Annotated in this window: 15 protein-coding genes and 1 pseudogene; 10 read left to right on the top strand and 6 right to left on the bottom strand. The window is 71.9% G+C overall.

The window, feature by feature from the left end:
* The first annotated feature begins 25 nt into the window (after positions 1–25).
* The gene (locus AS97_RS18090; protein WP_059142088.1) at positions 26–919 is read left to right on the top strand and encodes an acyl-CoA thioesterase II; all 894 of its coding nucleotides are present in this window, start codon (positions 26–28) and stop codon (positions 917–919) included.
* Positions 920–1010: 91 nt separating this feature from the next.
* Here the strand turns inward: AS97_RS18090 and AS97_RS18085 are convergent, their stop codons facing one another.
* The 3 genes from AS97_RS18085 to AS97_RS18075 all read right to left on the bottom strand — a co-directional run bounded on the left by AS97_RS18085 (position 1011) and on the right by AS97_RS18075 (position 3640).
* Complete coding sequence (locus AS97_RS18085; RefSeq protein ID WP_059142161.1) at positions 1011–1811, bottom strand: phosphatase; 801 nt, start codon at positions 1809–1811, stop codon at positions 1011–1013.
* Between the two features lie 128 nt (positions 1812–1939).
* The gene (locus tag AS97_RS18080; RefSeq protein ID WP_059142089.1) at positions 1940–3337 is read right to left on the bottom strand and encodes a DEAD/DEAH box helicase; all 1398 of its coding nucleotides are present in this window, start codon (positions 3335–3337) and stop codon (positions 1940–1942) included.
* 99 nt (positions 3338–3436) lie between these two features.
* Positions 3437–3640, bottom strand: a complete 204-nt coding sequence (locus AS97_RS18075; RefSeq protein ID WP_010986199.1) for a cold-shock protein — start codon at positions 3638–3640, stop codon at positions 3437–3439.
* A gap of 296 nt (positions 3641–3936) precedes the next feature.
* Between AS97_RS18075 and AS97_RS18070 the strand changes: the two genes are divergently transcribed.
* The 3 genes from AS97_RS18070 (at position 3937) to AS97_RS18060 (ending at position 5385) form a co-directional block, all read left to right on the top strand.
* Positions 3937–4236: an SCO5918 family protein gene (locus AS97_RS18070; protein ID WP_059142090.1), complete on the top strand. Its 300-nt coding sequence runs from the start codon at positions 3937–3939 to the stop codon at positions 4234–4236.
* A 152-nt stretch (positions 4237–4388) separates the two neighbouring features.
* Positions 4389–4748: a metalloregulator ArsR/SmtB family transcription factor gene (locus AS97_RS18065; protein WP_059142091.1), complete on the top strand. Its 360-nt coding sequence runs from the start codon at positions 4389–4391 to the stop codon at positions 4746–4748.
* 7 nt (positions 4749–4755) lie between these two features.
* Positions 4756–5385: an SRPBCC family protein gene (locus tag AS97_RS18060; protein WP_059142092.1), complete on the top strand. Its 630-nt coding sequence runs from the start codon at positions 4756–4758 to the stop codon at positions 5383–5385.
* Positions 5386–5434: 49 nt separating this feature from the next.
* Here AS97_RS18060 and AS97_RS18055 read toward each other — a convergent pair whose 3' ends face one another.
* Entirely contained in the window at positions 5435–6208 is a 774-nt protein-coding gene (locus AS97_RS18055) for an endonuclease/exonuclease/phosphatase family protein (RefSeq protein WP_247204407.1), read from the bottom strand.
* Positions 6209–6550: 342 nt separating this feature from the next.
* On the opposite strand from AS97_RS18055, the gene AS97_RS18050 reads away from it, so the two are divergent.
* The 4 genes from AS97_RS18050 (at position 6551) to AS97_RS18035 (ending at position 10814) form a co-directional block, all read left to right on the top strand.
* The gene (locus AS97_RS18050; protein ID WP_059142093.1) at positions 6551–7474 is read left to right on the top strand and encodes an alpha/beta hydrolase; all 924 of its coding nucleotides are present in this window, start codon (positions 6551–6553) and stop codon (positions 7472–7474) included.
* An 82-nt stretch (positions 7475–7556) separates the two neighbouring features.
* On the top strand, positions 7557–8774 hold the full coding sequence (locus tag AS97_RS18045) for an acyltransferase (RefSeq protein ID WP_125758974.1): 1218 nt from the start codon (positions 7557–7559) through the stop codon (positions 8772–8774).
* Positions 8767–10140 carry a sensor histidine kinase gene (locus AS97_RS18040; RefSeq protein ID WP_079059121.1) on the top strand — a complete coding sequence of 458 codons (1374 nt, stop codon included), beginning with the start codon at positions 8767–8769 and terminating at the stop codon, positions 10138–10140. The genes AS97_RS18045 and AS97_RS18040 overlap by 8 nt, the downstream gene beginning before the upstream one ends.
* Positions 10137–10814, top strand: a complete 678-nt coding sequence (locus AS97_RS18035) for a response regulator transcription factor (RefSeq protein ID WP_014060867.1) — start codon at positions 10137–10139, stop codon at positions 10812–10814. The genes AS97_RS18040 and AS97_RS18035 overlap by 4 nt, the downstream gene beginning before the upstream one ends.
* Positions 10815–11127: 313 nt before the next feature.
* Here the strand turns inward: AS97_RS18035 and AS97_RS18030 are convergent, their stop codons facing one another.
* Positions 11128–12120 carry a helix-turn-helix domain-containing protein gene (locus AS97_RS18030; protein ID WP_125758982.1) on the bottom strand — a complete coding sequence of 331 codons (993 nt, stop codon included), beginning with the start codon at positions 12118–12120 and terminating at the stop codon, positions 11128–11130.
* Between the two features lie 328 nt (positions 12121–12448).
* On the opposite strand from AS97_RS18030, the pseudogene AS97_RS18025 reads away from it, so the two are divergent.
* Positions 12449–16491: pseudogene (locus AS97_RS18025) on the top strand (ABC transporter transmembrane domain-containing protein).
* A 165-nt stretch (positions 16492–16656) separates the two neighbouring features.
* On the opposite strand, the gene AS97_RS18020 reads toward AS97_RS18025, so the two are convergent.
* Positions 16657–17097 carry a hypothetical protein gene (locus tag AS97_RS18020; RefSeq protein ID WP_059142097.1) on the bottom strand — a complete coding sequence of 147 codons (441 nt, stop codon included), beginning with the start codon at positions 17095–17097 and terminating at the stop codon, positions 16657–16659.
* Between the two features lie 183 nt (positions 17098–17280).
* On the opposite strand from AS97_RS18020, the gene AS97_RS18015 reads away from it, so the two are divergent.
* The gene (locus AS97_RS18015; RefSeq protein ID WP_210565275.1) at positions 17281–18684 is read left to right on the top strand and encodes a S28 family serine protease; all 1404 of its coding nucleotides are present in this window, start codon (positions 17281–17283) and stop codon (positions 18682–18684) included.
* Positions 18685–18759: the final 75 nt, after the last annotated feature.

Below are 18759 nucleotides of genomic sequence, written 5' to 3'. Positions count from 1 at the left end.
CCAGGTCTGCAAGACTGCTTGAACCATGAATGACGCACTTCAGAGCCTTCTCGATCTGCTCGATCTCGAGCAGATCGAGGAGGACATCTTCCGTGGCACCAGCGACGCCGCCCCCCTCGTACCGCGGGTCTTCGGCGGTCAGGTCGCCGCCCAGGCCCTGGTCGCCGCGGGCCGCACCGTCCCCGAGGACCGCTCGGCGCATTCGCTGCACGCGTACTTCCTGCGGCCCGGCGACCCCGGGGCGCCCATCGTCTACACCGTCGACCGGATCCGGGACGGCCACTCCTTCACCACCCGCCGGGTGGTCGCCGTCCAGCACGGGCAGCCGATCTTCCATCTCTCGGCCTCCTTCCAGCTCTACGAGGACGGCCTCGAGCACCAGGAGCCGATGCCGGACGTACCGGACCCGCTCACCCTGCCCACCGCCGATGAGCTGCTGCCCCGCTATGAGCACCTCTTCGGCCCCGGGGTGACGCAGCGGATGCTCCAGGCGCGGGCCTCGATCGATCTGCGGTACGTGGACGAGCCGCCCTTCGGCAGCGTCGGACGGCCGCGCGAGCCCAAGTCGCAGGTTTGGTTCCGGACCAACGGCAAACTGGACGGCGTCGCCGACCACCCCCTGCTCCACGTCTGCCTGGCGACCTATGTGTCCGATATGACGCTGCTGGACTCCATCCTGCTCGCCCATGGGCGCGGCGGCTGGGCGGTCGGCGACATCGTCGGGGCCAGCCTGGATCACGCCATGTGGTTCCACCGGCCGTTCCGGGTGGACGACTGGCTGCTGTACGACCAGGAGAGCCCCTCCGCGTCCGGCGGGCGCGGCCTGGCCAAGGGCCGTATCTTCACCGCCGACGGGCGGCTGGCCGTCTCGGTGATCCAGGAGGGGGTCATGCGGGTACCGCGCGCGAAGAAGAAGTGAGCGCGGCGGGCGGCGGGGCCGCCCGGGCTCGTCGGCAGCCCGCGGGGGCAGCCAGGGCCCGCCGGGCGTCTGCCGCGGCGGCCCGGCGCCGTCAGAACTGGGCCGACAGCCCCGCCGCGTCCAGCAGGTACGCCGTCATCGGGTCGTAGAACCGCGGGCTGGTGACGTGATCGTCCAGTGGGACCACCACCGACAGCGTGCCCTCGGACTCGCCGAGGAAGAGCGCCGGGTCGTTGCAGTCCGCGTAGCCGACCGCGTCGATGCCCCGCTGCCCCGCGCAGCCCGCCCAGCCGTGGTCGGCGACCACCAGATCGGGCAGCGGCCGCCCCTCGTGGGCCAGCCCGTCGAGGATCGCGGCCATGGGCGCGGGGGAGTGGGTGTGCCACAGCGTGGCGCCCCGCTCCAGCATCGCCACATCGCAGAACTGGAAGACATACCCCTCGTCCGCCTGCAGCCCGCCCGGGATCTCCACGATCTCGCAGCCGGCGGCCCGCAGCGCCGCCGCCGTGGCCCGGTGGACCTCCAGCAGCCCGCCCGGATGCCCGGTGGCGAACAGCACCCGCTCGCTCGCCTCCGCCGCCTTCCGCAGCACCGAGGCCATCCGATCCAGCGCGCCGACCGTCAGCTCCGGGTCGATCGTGTCCTGCCCCGAGCGGTACTCCGGGTCGTCCACCACGCCGCACCGCTCCGCCATGACCGCCAGCACGTCCTGCTCATCGGTCCAGCGGTCGCCCAGCTCCAGGCCGAGCCAGTAGTGGCGGTCGCCGTTCGCGAGCTTGCGGTAGTGGGAGAGGTTGTTCTCACGAGGAGTGGCGACATCGCCCGCGATGCGCGTACGGATGAGGTGGTCGATCAGTTCGGCACGGCTGGGCACGGCGCTGGGTATCGGCATGTGGCCCATTGTCGCCTCTCCGACGGGGAATGGGGACATCCGCCGCCGGCCGGGCGTGATGCGGCCATGGCGAAATTCCGGATGTCGGCCCGGACGGCCGCCGCCCGGGCCCCCGTATCGGGCCGGGCCTAACGGCCGGGCCGACGGCTCCGGGCGGAGCGGCGGGGGGCGCCGGGACGGCGCGCACGCTGCGGTTGGGGCTGGGGCTGGGGCGCGCTGATGATCACGGGCACGCCGGAGGGTTCCTGGGCGCCGGTGATCCGGGTGAGCTCGGGGTCGGCGGAGTGGACCTGGGCGGTCTGCGGGGTGATGCCCGCGTCGGCCATGAGACGGCCCATCTCCCGGCGCTGGTCCGGGGTGACCAGCGTGATGACGCTGCCGGATCCGCCCGCACGGGCGGTGCGGCCGCCACGGTGCAGATAGTCCTTGTGGTCCGCGGGCGGGTCGACATTGACCACGAGATCGAGATCGTCCACATGGATGCCCCGGGCCGCGACGTTCGTGGCCACCAGCGCGGTGACATGGCCGGACCTGAACTGGTCCAGGGTCCGGGTGCGCTGCGGCTGGGACTTGCCGCCGTGCAGCGCGGCCGCCCGTACACCGCTGGTCAGCAGATGCCGGGTGAGCCGGTCGACGGCGCGCTTGGTGTCCAGGAAGAGGAGGACGCGGCCGTCCCGGGCGGCCACCCGGGTGACGATGGAGCGCTTGTCGGTGTCCGCGATGTGCAGGACGTGGTGCTCCATCGTGGTGACGGCACCGGCGGACGGGTCGACCGAGTGCACGGCCGGGTCGTCGAGGAACTGGCGCGTCAGCTTGCTGATGTCATGGTCGAGGGTCGCGGAGAACAGCAGGCGCTGGCCGTCGGCGGGGACCTGCCGCAGCAGCCGGGTCACCTGGGGCAGGAAGCCCATGTCGGCCATCTGGTCGGCCTCGTCGAGGACGGTGGTGCGCACCTGGTCCAGACGGCAGTCGCCGCGTTCGATCAGGTCGTAGAGGCGCCCGGGGGTCGCGATGACCACTTCCGCGCCCTTGCGCAGGGCATCGGCCTGGCGGTTGATCGACATGCCGCCGACCACCGTGGCCGCACGCAGCCCCAGCCGCCGGGCATAGGGGGTGAGCGCCTCGGTGACCTGCTGGGCCAGCTCCCGGGTGGGGACCAGCACCAGCGCGAGGGGGCTGCGGGGCTCCGCGCGCTGCCCGGCGGTGCGGGCCAGCAGGGCGAGGCCGAAGGCGAGGGTCTTGCCGGAGCCGGTGCGGCCGCGGCCCAGTACGTCCCGGCCGGCGAGCGCGTTCGGGAGGGTGGCCGCCTGAATGGGGAACGGCACGGTGACGCCCTGCTGGGTCAGCTCCGTGATCAGCTCCTTCGGCATGTCGAGCTCGGCGAAGGAGGCGACGGCGGGCAGCACCGGGGTGGAACCGGGCGCCAGGGCGAATTCACTCGCGCCGGATGAGCGGGGGCGCCCACTGACGGCGGAACGGGAGGGTACGGGTTTTTTGCGGCGGTGCGGGCGGGTGGATCGGGTCAACGCGGTGCCTTTCGGCTGGGCGTGGTCTGTGGAAATGCCTACGAGCCGGGGCCCGCACCCCTTCAGGATGCGGGCCCCGGCTCGTGACAGGCGCTGCTATCAGGCGGGAACGATGTTCTCGGCCTGCGGGCCCTTCTGGCCCTGCGTGACGTCGAAGGTCACCTTCTGGCCTTCCTGCAGCTCGCGGAAGCCCTGGGTGGCGATGTTCGAGTAGTGGGCGAAGACATCGGCGCCGCCGCCGTCCTGCTCGATGAAGCCGAAGCCCTTTTCCGCGTTGAACCACTTCACGGTGCCAGTAGCCATAGTCATTCTCCTTTTACCTGGGATCGGTCCGGAACGTGCAGGAAGCGCGTCCCGAGTCGCCGAAATGACCCCATCCGGAAATGACCGGCAGAAACAAAAAATGCGCCGGACGCTACATACCGTCAGGCGCACACAAGTCCATGGGTACCAAAACTGCAACTAGTAAGGACCCTATCACGTGCCGCCCCGGAACGGCGGGCACCACGTGGGCGATTTTTGCCGCCGGGCCGTGCCATCCCGCTTCGAGGTGTGACACGCTGGGCGTCCCGGCTCCCTTCTCTCCCCGTTGAGGCACTATGCGCTGCATCATCGCCAATTTCGCCTTCGACCTGACCGCGCGCGAGGTGACGGACGCGATGAGCGGCGTCAGCCCGGAACCGATCACCGGCCCATCGGTCCAGATCGGCCGTCGCGCCTACCCGGTCAAGCAGGTCGGCGCCGTGATCACCCGCCAGGACCGCCGCGACTTCACGGCGGGCGAGGTGATCCGGGCGATGACGCGCCTCGGCTTCACCTGTCACCCGGCGCCCGCGGTCGCGGCGTCCGACCCCCTCGAGACCGCCTCCGACCTTCTGGGCAAGCCGCTGGAGGGCTGACCCCCACCGGCGCGGCGCGGGCACGGTAAGGGCGTCGAGAAGACGCTGACCTCCTGCGCTTCCACGGGTGGGCAACATCATCGGCCGTCCATGGCGGCCATGAGTGAACTTAAGCGTTGACTTATATAAGCGGCGACTGGCATAGTCCTGGCGTGCACGCACTCGATGTCCTCGGAGACCCCGTTCGGCGCCGGATATTGGAGCTGCTGGCCGCGGGGGAGCAATCCTCCGGCGAGGTCAGCACCGTGATCCGGTCCGAGTTCGGCATCTCACAGCCTGCCGTGTCACAGCATCTGCGGGTGTTGCGGGAGGGCGGGTTCGCCTCCGTACGGGCCGAGGGCACACGGCGGCTGTACGCCGTCGAGGCCGCGCCCCTGCGGGAGGTCGACCGGTGGCTGGATCAGTTCCGGGGCTTCTGGGAGCAGCGGCTGGACGCGCTGGGGACCGAACTGGCGCGAGGCAAGCGGCAGCGGCGGCTCGATCAGGGGCGCGGCGACCAGTCGAACCGGTGAGGAAGTCATGAGCGAGATCGTCGACCAGATCAACGACGTCCACCGTCAGGTCGGCACCCGTGAGGTGCCCGACGGCGAGGCCCGTACCGTCCTGCTGCGGCGCACCTACGACGCCGCGATCGAGGACGTATGGGACGCGTGCACCGACCCGCAGCGGATCAGCCGCTGGTTCCTGCCGGTGAGCGGCGACCTGAAGCTCGGCGGCCACTACCAGCTGGAGGGCAACGCGGGCGGCGAGATCCTGCGCTGCGAACCCCCGCGGCTGCTCGCGGTGAGCTGGCTGTTCGGCGAGAACCCCGGCTTCAGCGAGGTCGAGGTGCGGCTGAGCGCCGAGGGCGAGGAGCGGACCGTCTTCGAGCTGGAGCATGTCGCCGTCGTACCGCCCGAGATGTGGGACCAGTTCGGCCCCGGCGCGGTCGGCGTCGGCTGGGACGGCGCACTGCTCGGCCTCGCCCTGCATCTGGTGGGCCAGACGCCCGCCGACCCGGCGGCCTGGCAGACCTCGGACGAGGCACGGGAGTTCATGACCCGCTCCAGCGCGGCCTGGGGCGCGGCGTACGAAGCCTCGGGGGCGCCGGCGGAGGTCGCGGCCGCGACGATGCGGGCGACCACGGCGTTCTACGTACCCCAGGGGTAGTCGCGCGGGCCCGCCGTGAGGGCCCGCCGTGAGGGTGACTCGGGGCGGGTCATAGCTTCAGCCGTGCCGCCACCGGCAGGTGATCGCTGTCGGTGGCGGGCAGCGTCCAGGACGAGCGCGGGTCCACGCCGCGGACGAGTATGTGGTCGATCCTCGCCACGGGGAACGACGCGGGCCAGGTGAGACCGAACCCGGCGCCCGCCTCGCTCTGGGCCGAGCGCAGGGGCGAGGTGACGGCGGACAGCGCCCGGTCGTCCAGCGTGCCGTTGAAATCACCCACGAGTACGGTGCGCTCCCGTGGTTCGGCGCGCAGGGCGGCGCCGAGGCGGTGCGCGGCGGCGTCTCGCGCGGCGGCGGTGAAGCCCGAAATGGGGCTGAACCGGACCGACAGCAGATGGGCGACGAAGACGGTGACCGGCCCCTTGGGCGTCCGCACGACGGCGCGCAGGGCGCGTGGCCAGGGCGCGATGTCCACCGTCCGGGACGCGCCGACGGGGTATCTGCTCCACAGCCCGACCGTGCCCCGCACCGTGTGATACGGGTATGTGCCGGCCGGTGTGCGCTCGTACTCCGCTGTCGCGGCGCCCAGTTCCTCAAGAGCCAGCACATCGGCGCCGGAGGCCGCGAGGGCCCGGGCGGTGCGGACGGGGTGCGGGTTGTGCTCATCGACATTGTGGGCCACCACGGTCAGGTCTCCGCCGTCCGCCCGCTTGTCGAGCAGCGTCCAGCCGAAGAGCGAACACCAGATGAGCGCGGGCGGAACGACCGCCACGACGGCGGTCGCGGACCGGCGGACGAGGGCGCACAGCGGCAAGAGGGGCACGGCCAGGCCCGTCCAGGGCAGGAAGGTCTCGACGAGGCTGCCGAGATGGCCGACTTGGTGGGGATGGCGGCGTGGCCCAGCATGACGCGGAGCGGGGCCTCCGGGGCCGCTCGACTGTGCATCAACCGCGTATCAGCCGTGACCAGGTATCGGCCGTGACCAGGTTTCGGCCGGGCATCCGGCCCCATCGCGGCGCGGACCGCGACCACCGCGCCGGCCCGACCCCCTACCCGTAGTACCTGAGGACTACCCCGCGGATGCACTCCCCGGTGGGACGCCGACCACACGGCCGACTCCATAACTTCCTTACTCACACCAGCTGTCGGTACGGAAGGATCAGCCATGGCGTCCCGTCTTCGCCGCGCCCTGCTCGCGGCGCTCGTCACCACCTCGGTGGTGGTGCCCCTGATGGGGGCCGCAGGGCCGAGCGAGGTGCCGGCGCCCGCACCCGTGGCGCTGGGGCCCGTGAGCGTCCAGGGGCTGGATCACCGGTACGAGGCCAACCGGGAGGGGATCGCGGCGGCCGAGGCGATGGCGGCCCGGCACGGCGACCGCGCGCGGGAGCGGGCGCTGCGGAAGATGCGGAAGCCGTCGCGGCACTTCCTGTCCTTCGACGGGCGGCACGGCGGCCGGGCCGTCGAGGTGTACGGGGACCTGGGCCGCGCCACGCGCGTCGCCGTGCTGGTGCCCGGGTCGGACACCAACCTGGAGACGTACGACCGGTTCCGGGCCGGGGCCCTCGCGCTGAGCCATCAACTCGGCAGCCGTACCGCCGTCGTCGGCTGGCTCGGGTACAAGACGCCGGGCACCGTGGCACCCCAGGTGCTGACCACGGGCCGGGCCGCCGGTGCCGCTCCCCGACTGGCCGCATTCGTACGGGAGTTGAACGCGGCCAAGCCCCGGGCCCGGATCTCGCTGCTGTGCCACTCCTACGGTTCGGTGGTCTGCGCCCGGGCCGCGCGGGGGCTGAAGGCCGCGGACATCGTCCTGTACGGCAGCCCCGGTACGGGATTCGACGACGCCCGGCAACTGCACACCCGGGCCACCGTCTGGGCCGGGCGGGGCGGGAACGACTGGATCGGTGGGGTGCCGCATGTGCGGATCCGGCTGCTGGGCACGACCGTCGGCTTCGGGACCGATCCCGTCTCCGGGCGGTTCGGGGCACGGAAATTCGACGCGGGGGACGTCGGGCACAGCGACTATCTCAAGCCCGGATCCGCCGCCCTGGTGAGCATGGGCCGGATCGTGGAGGGCCGCTATGCGTGACACCGTTCGTACGTCTGACACCTTTCGTACGCGCGAGAGGTTCCGTACGCGTGACGCGGCTCGTACGCGTGACACGTTCCGTGTGCGTGATCTCGTCCGGCGGGTCGAGGCCGCCACGCCGCCCGACCGCGACCGCGCCGTGGACGCCCTGCGGGCCCTCGCCATCCTCGGCGTGGTACTCGGCCACTGGCTGGTGACCGCCCTGGTCGCCGACAGCGGCACCCTGCGCGCGGCCAGCCCGCTGCTGTACCAGCCCGAACTCACCCCCGTCTCCTGGGCGTTCCAGACCCTCGCGGTGTTCTTCCTGGTCGGCGGGCAGATGGGCGCCAAGAGCCACGCCTGCGCCCGCGCCCGGGGCATCGGCTATGGGCGGTGGCTGCGCGCCCGGCTGGCCCGGCTGTTCCGGCCCGTCGCCGCCGTGCTCGCCGTGTGGGCCGTGGCGGCGGGGGCGATGCTCGGCTCCGGGGTGAGCCTGCTGACCGTGCACACGCTGCTCAAACTCGTCCTGTCCCCGCTGTGGTTCCTGCTGGTCTACGCGGTGCTCACGGCCGCGACCCCGCTGGTGGCGCGGCTGCATCCGCTGTGGCCGCTCGCCGTCGTGCTCCATGTCGACCTGATCCGGTTCGGCTTCGGCGGCCCGGCCTGGCTCGGCTGGATCAATCTGGCGGCGGGCTGGCTGGTCCCGTACTGCCTGGGCGCCACCTGGGGCCGGGGCCTGCTGCGCGGCCGGACGGCCGGGTGGGTGCTGCTGATCGGGGGCGCGGCGGTCACCGCCGGGCTCGTCCTGCTCGGCGGCTATCCGGCGGCGATGGTCGGGGTGCCCGGCGCCCCGGTCTCCAACCTCAACCCGCCCACCCTGGCGGCCGTCACCTTCGGTCTCACCCAGTGCGGCGCGGCCCTGCTGCTGCGTGGCCCGCTGCGCCGGGTGCTGGCGCGGCCCGCCGCGTGGGCGGCGGTGGCGCTGGTCAACCTCTCCGCGATGACCGTGTTCCTGTGGCACCAGACCGCGATGATGGCGGTCAGCGTGACCACGCTGCGGCTGTACGGGCCGCTGCCGGGGCTGCACACCGTGCCCGACGGCCTCGGCTGGGTGCTGGCGCGGCTGTGCTGGCTGCCGGTGTTCGCGGGGGCGCTGCTGATCTGCTGGGCGGCGTTCCACGGGTACGAGGCGGGGCGGCCGCGCAAGGGCGGCGGCGGGGTCGTCGGCGGTGGTGGCGGCGTCGTTCACGGTGGGAGCCGCGTCGTCCGCGAGGGACGGTTGGCCCGGGAGGCCCGGCATGTGGAGAAGCCCAGTGTCTAAAGTCAAGGGCATGACGGGCGGGCGGATGGCGGACCGGATGGCGGAGGGGGCGCGTGTCCTGCCGCGCACGCTGGGCGAGGGACTGCGCGCGGCGCCGGGCATCCTCCGTGCGGACCTGTGGACGATGCGGCGGGACCCGCTGCCGCGGCTGCGCTGGCTGGGCCGGCTGCCCCATGGCCATGTGGTGTTGTTCGCGGTGCTCATGGCCTGGCTCAGCATGGCGCAGTTCCAGGAGCCCGCCCGCCCGGGGACGGCCCAGGACCCGGTGCCCCTGATCGGTCTCGTGGTGCTCGAAGCGCTGGCCGTCCAGCTGGCGCTGACCCGTCCGATACCGGCGTGGTGGCTCTCGACCGCCATGCTGTTGGTGACGGCGCTGGAGGGGGACGGCCGTCTCCCCGCATACGTGCTCTACCCCTGGAACTACGGCCAGATCGCGCTGCACACCGTCGTGCTGCTCCTCCTCGCGCTGCGGGTCCGCCCCCGGATCGCCGCCGAGGCGCTGATCCTGACCCTGCTGGTGGGGACGGTCATCGCGGTCCTCGCCACCCGGCCCCACGCGGACGGCCTGGACGAGGCGTTCGTGTCCTTCACCACCGCCGTGGTGGTGGGCGCCGCGCTGCGCGGCCGCCGGGTGGCGCGGAGGCGGCTGGTCGAGCAGGAGGAGCTCACCGCGGAGGAACGGGCCCGGCGCACCCTGCTGGAGGAGCGCAACCGCATCGCCCGCGAGCTGCACGACGTGGTCGCCCACCACATGTCGGTGATCTCCATCCAGGCGCAGGTCGCCCCGCATCTGGCCGAGAACCCCTCCGACGACCTGAAGGAGAACCTCGCGGGCATCCGCCAGAACGCGGTCGAGGCGCTGGCCGAACTCCGCCGTGTGCTGGGCGTGCTGCGCTCCGAGGACGCCCTGGCCGACGGCGCCCGGCACGCCCCGCAGCCCACCCTGGACCGGCTGGACGAGCTGGTGGGCACGGTGCGCGGGACCGGAATCACGATCCTTACGGATGTCACCGGGGAGCGGCGGCCGCTGCCGCCGGGCGTGGAGCTGTCGGCGTTCCGCATCGTGCAGGAGGCGCTGAGCAATGTGATGCGGCACGCGCCGGGCGCCCAGGCGCGGGTGGAGCTGGGCTACCAGCGGCGCGGGCTCACCGTCCGGATCGTCAACACGACCCCGGACCGGCCCGCCCCGCCCTCGCCGGGCGCCGGGCACGGGCTGCTCGGGATGCGGGAGCGCGCTGCGATGCTAGGGGGTGAGCTGACCACCGGCCCGACGCCGGACGGCGGTTACGAGGTGACCGCCGTGCTGCCCACGCACCACCCCGACCCGTCCACCGCCGCGACCGAAACCGCCGAGGACCCCGTATGACGACGACCATCCGCGTCCTGATCGCCGACGACCAGATGATGGTCCGCCAGGGCTTCACGGTGCTCCTCAATGCCGAACCGGACATCGAGGTCGTCGGCCAGGCCGTGGACGGGGCCGACGCCATCGACCAGGTCGCCGAACTGGCCCCGGACGTGGTCCTGATGGACATACGGATGCCGGGAGTCGGCGGTATCGAGGCCACCCGCCGGCTCACCGAGCCCGCCGGGGCCACCGTCAAGATCCTGGTCCTCACCACCTTCGACCTCGACGAGTATGTCTACGAGGCGCTGCGCGCGGGCGCGTCCGGGTTTCTGCTGAAGGACGCCTCGGCGGATGAACTGGCCCATGCGGTACGGGTGGTGGCGGCCGGGGACGCGCTGCTGGCGCCGAACATCACCAAGCGCCTGATCGGCGAGTTCTCCAGGGTGAGCGCCGCCGCCCCGCGCGGTCCCCTGCGGGACCGGGTGGGCGATCTGACCGAGCGCGAGACCGAGGTGCTCACCCTGATCGCCCAGGGGCTGTCGAACGCGGAGATCGCCGCCCGGCTGGTGGTGGCCGAGCAGACCGTGAAGACCCATGTGAGCCGGATCCTGTTCAAGCTGGGGCTGCGCGACCGGACCCAGGCGGCGGTCTTCGCCTACGAGACGGGGCTGGTGCGCCCGTCCGCGTTCTGACGGGCCCGGGCGGGGCCGCGCCTACGGCGTGGCCATCGGCCCGCACCAGACGACCGTAAGGCTGACCGAAGGCGCGCCGACGCGGATCGAGACCCCGCGGGGCGGGGCGCGGCTCGTGAGTCGGTGCGCGGAGAGTCGGTGCGCGGAGAGTCGGTGCGCGGAGAGTCGGTGCGCAGAGAGTCGGTGCACAGGGAAGGGGATCCGTGCACAGAGGATCAAGGCACTGTGCACAGGACGCCAATGACATCCCGGCCCCGCTCGGCCCATGCTGATCAGTGACGGGTGAGCAGGGTTACCACGGGGGGAGCCCCGCTCACCTGTTCGTCCACAGCGCCGTATGGCGGAAGTCCCGAGGGGGGATGCCATAGGCGCCGCGGAAGGCACGGCTGAAGTCCGCGGCGTGGCTGAAACCCCAGCGGGCGGCGATGGCATGGATGGGGGTGTCGCCCAGAGCGGGATCGGCGAGGTCGTGGCGGCAGCGTTCCAGGCGCTGGGCGCGGATCCACGCGGAGACCGTGTGCCCCTGCTCCTCGAAGAGGCGATAGAGGTACCGGAGCGAGATGTGATGGGCCGCGGCGATCGACGCCGGGGTGAGCCCCGGGCTGCGCAGGTTCTGCCGGACGAATTCCTCGATGCGTAACCGCAGGGCGCGCCGACGGCTCTCGGGGGTGAGCCGGTTCTCGGCGCACGCCTCGGCACCGGCGTCCAGCTCATGCGCGACCAGCGCGTTGAGCAGATCGACGGCGACGGTGCCGAGGCGCGGTGCGTCGGCCGGGCCGTAGTGGTCGGATTCGGCGGCCAGCCGGATGAGGAAGTCGGCGAGCATGGCCCCGATGCCGGACCGCCCGGACAGCCGCTGCCCGAGCAGCCGGTTGAGCTCGGCCGCCGGGAAGGGCAGCAGCGAGGGGTGGAGGGTGATCGTCATCCCGTCGACCCTGCCGCGCTCGCACACCGCCAGATAGGGCGTGGAGGTCGAGGTGAGCATGAGCTGCCGGGCGCCGACCGTGGCTTCGACGTCCCCGTGGCGCACATCGCTCTCACCGCTCAGGGTGAGCCGCAGATGGTAGAGCTCCGGGTCGGAGCGCCGGATATGGGCCGCCGTCCGCTCGTTGCGCAGTGACGGTACGGAAGTGGAGGTCAGCGTCACCTCGCCGAGGCTCACTCCGCCCCGTACGCTCGCGCGGAAGTCGTGCTCATGGTCGCTGCGCAGCTCCATCGGGATCGCCGTCAGCTCGCACAGGGCGCGCCAGGCCGCGAATCGCTCCGCGGGCGGGATGTCGTCGATCTGGAGTCCCGTCACGATCATCACCCTTTCGCCGTACGGTGGTGAGCTTTTCGGTGGAAGCGACCTTGGACAGCCCTGCCAAGTGTTTGATGAACGGTCCGGTATTGAACAGTCCGCTTTTGGGCGATTCCGCGAACGCGTATCCGGGCGGGGGCGGAGCGGGCCGAGGCGGCGGCGCGGCCGGATGTGACCCGGTCCGATTGTTGCTGAAGGATGAAATCCGCACATCAGTGTGTTGGTGCCTTCCGGAAGCGTGTGCGGATCGGGAGGTCAACGGGTGGCGGACGTAGTGACGGACGCAACGGATGAAGCGGGCAAAAAGGGCAAAAGGGATAAAAGTGAGTCAGATGTGGACGGGCCGGATGTCGGGCAGGGCTGGGTAAGGCGGCTGTTCGGCTACTGCTGGCTGTACCGCAAGGATGTGCTGCTCGCCCTGGGTGCCTCGCTCGCCGGAATGGCCGTCATGGCGCTCGTCCCGCTGGTGCCGAAGCTGATCATCGACGATGTGATCGTCCAGCATGACCGGTCGCTCGCCCCCTGGGCCACCCTGCTGATCGTCGCCGCCCTCGTGGTGTACGTCCTCACCTATATCCGCCGCTTCTACGGCGGACGGCTCGCCCTCGACGTTCAGCACGCCTTGCGCACCGAGATGTACGCGTCCATCGCCCGCTTCGACGGCAGACGGCAGGACAACCTCTCCACCGGCCAGATCATCGGCCGGGCCACCAGCGACCTCCAGCTGATCCAGGGCCTGCTCTTCATGGTGCCGATGATGATCGGCAACATCCTCCTCTTCCTGGTCTCGCTCGTCGTGATGGCGACGCTCTCGCCGCTGCTCACCGTCGTCGCCCTCGCCGTCGCCCCCGCCCTGTGGATCCTCGCCTCGCGCAGCCGCATCCGGCTCTTCCCCGCCACCTGGTACGCCCAGGGGCAGGCGGCCGCCGTCGCGGGTGTCGTCGACGGGGCCGTGACCGGTGTCCGGGTGGTCAAGGGGTTCGGGCAGGAGGCGCAGGAGACCGACAAGCTGCGTGCGGTCGGCCGCCGGCTGTTCGCCGCCCGGCTGCGGACCGTACGGCTGAACTCCCGCTACACCCCCGCCCTGCAGGCCGTCCCCGCCCTCGGCCAGGTCGCCATGCTGGCGCTCGGCGGCTGGATGGCCACCCGTGGCCAGATCACCCTCGGCACCTTCGTGGCCTTCTCGACGTATCTGGCCCAGCTCGTGGGCCCGGTGCGGATGCTCACGATGCTCCTGACCATCGGGCAGCAGGCGCGGGCCGGGGTCGAGCGGGTCTTCGAGCTCATCGACACCGAGCCGGTCATCGACGAGCGCCCGGGCGCCCGGGAGCTTCCCGAGGACGCCCCGGCGACGGTCGAGTTCGACCGGGTGAGCTTCGGCTACGACCCCGAGCGCCCGGTGCTCTCCGAGGTGTCCCTGCGGATCGAACCGGGCGAGACCCTGGCCGTCGTGGGCGCCTCCGGCAGCGGCAAGTCGACGCTGTCCATGCTGCTGCCGCGCTTCTACGACGTCTCGTCGGGCGCGGTGCGGATCGGCGGCCACGATGTGCGGGAGCTGACGTACGACTCGCTGCGCGGAGCGGTCGGGCTGGTGCCGGAGGACAGCTTCCTCTTCTCCGACACCGTGCGCGCCAACCTCGCCTACGGGCAGCCGGACGCGAGCGAGGAGCGGATCCGGGCCGCCGCCCGCGCCGCGCAGGCCGACGGCTTCATCTCCGCGCTGCCGCACGGCTATGACACCGAGGTCGGCGAGCAGGGGCTGACCCTCTCCGGCGGACAGCGCCAGCGGCTGGCCCTGGCCCGCGCCATCCTCACCGACCCCCGGCTGCTCGTCCTCGACGACGCCACCTCGGCGGTGGACGCCCGCGTCGAGCACGAGATCCACGAGGCGCTCCGGGGCGTCATGGCGGGCCGTACGACCCTGCTGATCGCCCATCGCCCCTCCACGCTCGCCCTCGCCGACCGCATCGCGGTCCTGGACCGGGGCCGGGTCGTGGACGTGGGCACCGACGAGGAGCTGAGGGCGCGGAGCGAGCTGTACCGGAGCCTGTTGACGGACGAGTCCGAGGCCGTCGCCGCCCCGGGCGGCGACAGCCCGGCCCCGGCCCATGCCGAGCCGCGCGGCGACGACGCCCCCGCGCACGCGGGGGCCTCGCCGGGGCGTTCGGCGGGGAGTCCGCCGCGACGGGGCTGGCCGAGCCGTATGCCGAGCCGTATGTCGACGGCGGGCCGTCGGCCGACGGCGACGGCCCGGCGCACGGCCCCGAGGGGCGCCCGCGTCCCGCGGCGGGTTGGCGGGCGCGCGGTGGGGATGACCCCGCGCACGCCGTTCGAGAGGGGGAGGGCGCCGTATGGGCGCCGGACGGGGACAGCGCCGCCTGTCCGCCGGACGGGGCCGTGGCGGGCCGCCCGGCGCGCCCGAGCCACGGTGGGGTGACCCCGGAGCTATGGGTGCGGCCCGATGGTGACGGCCGTAAGGACGACACGGCGGCGGGAGCGGGGGCCGCGGCCGTGGCCGGGCCCGGGATCGCCGGGGCGCTGTCCGGAATGCCCGCCACCCCCGAGCTGCTCGCCAAGGTCGCCGCGCTGCCGCCCGCCAACGACACCCCCGACATCGACGAGGAGCAGGCCGCCCGCCCCGAGGAGACGTACGGGCTGCGGCGGCTGCTGCGCGGCTTCGGGGCGCCGCTGGCGGTCGCGCTGCTGCTCGTCGCCGTGGACGCGGTCGCCGGGCTGCTGCTGCCCGTGCTCATCCGGCACGGGATCGACCAGGGCGTCCAGCGGCTCGCGCTCGGGGCGGTGTGGGCCGCCTCCGGGCTCGCGCTCCTGGTCGTCCTCGTGCAGTGGGCCGCCCAGATCGGCGAGACGCGGATGACCGGGCGGACCGGTGAACGGGTGCTCTACGCACTGCGCGTCAAGATCTTCGCGCAGCTGCAGCGGCTCGGCCTCGACTACTACGAGCGCGAGCTGAGCGGCAAGATCATGACGCGGATGACCACCGACGTCGACGCGCTGTCCACGTTCCTCCAGACCGGCCTGGTCACCGCCGTCGTCAGCCTGCTGACCTTCTTCGGCATCCTGGTCGCGCTGCTCATCATCGACGTGGGTCTCGCGCTGGTGGTCTTCCTGACCCTTCCGCCGCTCATCATCGGCACCGTCGTCTTCCGGCGCCTGAGCGTCAAGGCGTACGAACTGGCCCGCGAGCGCGTGAGCGTGGTCAACGCGGATCTGCAGGAGAGCGTGGCGGGGCTGCGGATCGTGCAGGCGTTCCGGCGCGAGCGGTCCGGCCGGGAGCGGTTCGCGGCGCGCAGCGACGCCTACCGCCAGGCACGGCTGCGCGGGCAGCGGCTGATCTCGGTGTACTTCCCGTTCGTCCAGCTGCTGTCGTCCGTGGCCTCCGCGCTGGTGCTCATCGTGGGCGCCGGGCGGGTCGGGGACCACACGCTGACGGCGGGCGCGCTGGTGGCCTATCTCCTCTACATCGACCTGTTCTTCGCCCCCGTCCAGCAGCTCTCCCAGGTCTTCGACGGCTATCAGCAGGCCTCGGTGTCACTGGGCCGCATCCAGGAGCTGCTGCGCGAGCCCACCACCACACCGGTGGCCGAGGCCCCGCGCGAGGTGCGCGCGATGCGTGGCGACATCTCCTTCGACGATGTGCGGTTCCGGTACGGGGACGACGAGGAGGCGCTGGCGGGCATCTCGCTCACGATCCCCGCGGGGCAGACCGTGGCGTTCGTCGGGGAGACCGGGGCGGGGAAGTCCACCCTGGTCAAGCTGGTGGCCCGGTTCTACGACCCGACGCAGGGCGCCGTGCGGGTGGACGGCGTGGATCTGCGCGAGCTCGACCTCACCGGGTACCGCGGCCACCTCGGGGTGGTCCCGCAGGAGCCGTATCTCTTCGCCGGGACGGTGCGCGACGCCATCGCCTACGGTCGGCCCGGCGCGAGCGACGCGGAGGTGGAGGCCGCCGCGCGGGCGGTCGGCGCCCATGCCATGGTGGCGTCGCTCGACGGTGGCTATCTGCACGAGGTCGCCGAGCGCGGGCGCAATCTCTCCGCCGGGCAGCGGCAGTTGATCGCACTGGCGCGCGCCGAGCTGGTGAACCCGGACATCCTGCTGCTCGACGAGGCCACGGCCGCGCTCGATCTGGCCACCGAGGCGCTGGTCAACCAGGCCACGGATCGTCTGACGGGACGGCGCACCACGCTGGTCGTCGCGCACCGGCTGACCACCGCCGCTCGTGCGGACCGGGTGGTGGTCCTGGACCATGGCCGGGTCGTCGAGGACGGCACTCATGAGGAGCTGGTGGCGCGGGACGGCCGGTACGCCGCGCTGTGGCGCACGTTCATGGGCGAGACGGCCCCCGTCGTCGTCTGAGCGGCAACCCGCCGCCTGGGGCCCGCCGGTGGCCCCGCCGTCGCGTGGGCCCTTCGTCGCGTGGAAGCGCGCCGGATGGGCCCGCGTCGCGGGGCGGTGTGCACCGGTCATGACGCTCTACGGCCGGTGACGCTCAGCGTTCGCCCGCTGTTACGTACGGTAACATCATGGTTCCATGCCGCTGGCCCTCGCTATGGCCTCCACCTCCCGCCGGTCCTGCTCTCGCTGCTCCGCCTCGGCCGCCACCCGCTGCTTGTGACGGTGCAGGAAATCCGGGTCCCCGGCCCGCTCCTGAGGCACCAGCACCTTCATGCCCTTGGCGTGCGGGCTGTCGCCGAGGTCGACCACCACCCGCTCGTCCTGGGACGTGAGCAGGCCGAACAGCACCAGCAGCTCGGCCTGGAGAGCGGGGGTGAACAGCTCTTTCTCCTCCGGCCCCATGCCGAGCTCGTACGTCCCCCCGCGGACGGCCGGTGAGGTGCTCAACTCGCGCAGCAGCCGCATCAGCAGCTCGAGCGAGCGAGGATCGATTCGTTCCTGCAATTCGTTGAGATACCGCGTCAGTCGCTCGGCCCGTTCACTCCGGTCGTGTTCGTCTCGGTCCATACAGGCAGCATGAGCCATCACAGCCCGCTACGAAAGAGGGCGACGGTAACAACTCTCCGTATTCGGCGTCGTGTTGGAGTACCGACGACCTCTGGCGACCCGAGTGTGTGCCCGGATAGGTTCTCGGCGGTCTGTGCGATTTCTCGGGCCACCAGGGTCATTGAGGCAACAAGGGGAGGGTGCATGCGCAAGATGCTCAGATGGCTGATGGCGCTCGCGATACTGATGGGGGCGGTCGGTGCGGGCGCCGGAGGCGCGTCCGCGGAGCCGGCCGCCCCCGTCCAGCCGGACATCAAGGAGCGCGTCCTGGCGATTCCGGGGATGCGTTTCGTGGAGGAGCAGCCCTACGAGGGCTATCGCTTCCTCGTCTTCACCTACGCCCAGCCGGTGGATCACCGGCATCCCTCCAAGGGCACCTTCCAGCAGCGGTTCACCCTGCTGCACAAGGCCACCGACCGGCCCACGGTCTTCTACACCTCGGGCTACAACGTGACCACCGCACCGCGCCGCAGTGAGCCGACACAGCTCGTGGACGGCAACCAGGTGTCCATGGAGTACCGTTTCTTCACTCCCTCCCGGCCGCAGCCCGCCGACTGGTCCAAGCTGGACATCCGGCAGGCCGCGAGCGACCAGCACCGCCTCTACCGGGCCCTGAAGCCCATCTACGGCAAGAAGTGGCTGGCCACCGGCGGCAGCAAGGGCGGTATGACGGCCACCTACTACCGCCGCTTCTATCCGCACGACATGGACGGCACCGTCGCGTATGTCGCGCCCAACGACGTGGCCAACGACGAGGATTCCTCCTACGACCGCTTCTTCGCGGACGTCGGCACGGCCGAATGCCGCACCAAGCTCAACGCGGTGCAGCGCGAGGCGCTGGTGCGGCGCGACGAGATCGTGAAGCGCTACCAGAAGTGGGCGGACGACGAGAAGCAGACCTTCACCGTCGTCGGCAGCGCCGACAAGGCGTACGAGAACGTCGTCCTGGACCTGGTGTGGGCCTTCTGGCAGTACCACCTGCTGAAGGACTGCGCGGACGTCCCCGCCCCGACCGCGTCCACCGACGAGCTGTACGGCTTCATCGACGAGATCTCGGGCTTCTCCGCCTACACCGACCAGGGCCTGGAGACCTACACGCCGTACTACTACCAGGCGGGCACCGAGCTCGGCTCGCCCACCTTCAAGACCCCGCACCTGGACGGGCTGCTGCGCTACCCCGGCATCTACGCCCCGCGCACCTATGTGCCGCGCGACATCCCGATGCGGTTCACGCCGGGCGTGATGCGGGACGTCGACAACTGGGTGCGGCATGACGCCCGGCGGATGCTCTTCGTCTACGGCCAGAACGACCCGTGGGGCGCCGAGCGCTTCCGGGTCGGCAAGGGCGCCAAGGACTCCCACGTCTACACGGTCGCCGGCGGCAACCACGGCTCCAGCATCGCCCAGCTCACGGGCGCGGAGAAGGCCCAGGCCACGGCGGAGGTGCAGCGGTGGGCGGGCGTCAGCCCGACCAGTAAGCCGCTGGCCCGGCATGACGCCGAGCTGGACCGCCGCGAGGCCGAACGGCGGCCGGTGCTGCGGCCGTAACGGGCCCGGTTCCGCGGCAGAAAGGGCGTCCGCCCCGGCGGACGCCCTTTTCGCATGCGAATGACCGAGCTGGCG

Origin of the sequence: Streptomyces sp. AgN23 (genome assembly GCF_001598115.1) — a bacterium.
Taxonomy (GTDB): Bacteria; Actinomycetota; Actinomycetes; order Streptomycetales; family Streptomycetaceae; genus Streptomyces; species Streptomyces antimycoticus.
The sequence above is the reverse complement of the archived record's forward strand: the minus strand, read 5'-3'. Positions and strand labels throughout refer to the sequence as shown.

What these genes read in the sequence shown, in the direction of transcription:
- AS97_RS18070 (WP_059142090.1), top strand. Translation starts at nt 3,937, where the DNA reads ATGCGCTGCATCATCGCCAATTTCGCCTTCGACCTGACCGCGCGCGAG.
- AS97_RS18060 (WP_059142092.1), top strand. Translation starts at nt 4,756, where the DNA reads ATGAGCGAGATCGTCGACCAGATCAACGACGTCCACCGTCAGGTCGGC.
- AS97_RS18050 (WP_059142093.1), top strand. Translation starts at nt 6,551, where the DNA reads ATGGCGTCCCGTCTTCGCCGCGCCCTGCTCGCGGCGCTCGTCACCACC.
- AS97_RS18020 (WP_059142097.1), bottom strand. Translation starts at nt 17,097, where the DNA reads ATGGACCGAGACGAACACGACCGGAGTGAACGGGCCGAGCGACTGACG.
- AS97_RS18075 (WP_010986199.1), bottom strand. Translation starts at nt 3,640, where the DNA reads ATGGCTACTGGCACCGTGAAGTGGTTCAACGCGGAAAAGGGCTTCGGC.
- AS97_RS18035 (WP_014060867.1), top strand. Translation starts at nt 10,137, where the DNA reads ATGACGACGACCATCCGCGTCCTGATCGCCGACGACCAGATGATGGTC.
- AS97_RS18030 (WP_125758982.1), bottom strand. Translation starts at nt 12,120, where the DNA reads ATGATCGTGACGGGACTCCAGATCGACGACATCCCGCCCGCGGAGCGA.
- AS97_RS18015 (WP_210565275.1), top strand. Translation starts at nt 17,281, where the DNA reads ATGCGCAAGATGCTCAGATGGCTGATGGCGCTCGCGATACTGATGGGG.
- AS97_RS18090 (WP_059142088.1), top strand. Translation starts at nt 26, where the DNA reads ATGAATGACGCACTTCAGAGCCTTCTCGATCTGCTCGATCTCGAGCAG.
- AS97_RS18085 (WP_059142161.1), bottom strand. Translation starts at nt 1,811, where the DNA reads ATGCCGATACCCAGCGCCGTGCCCAGCCGTGCCGAACTGATCGACCAC.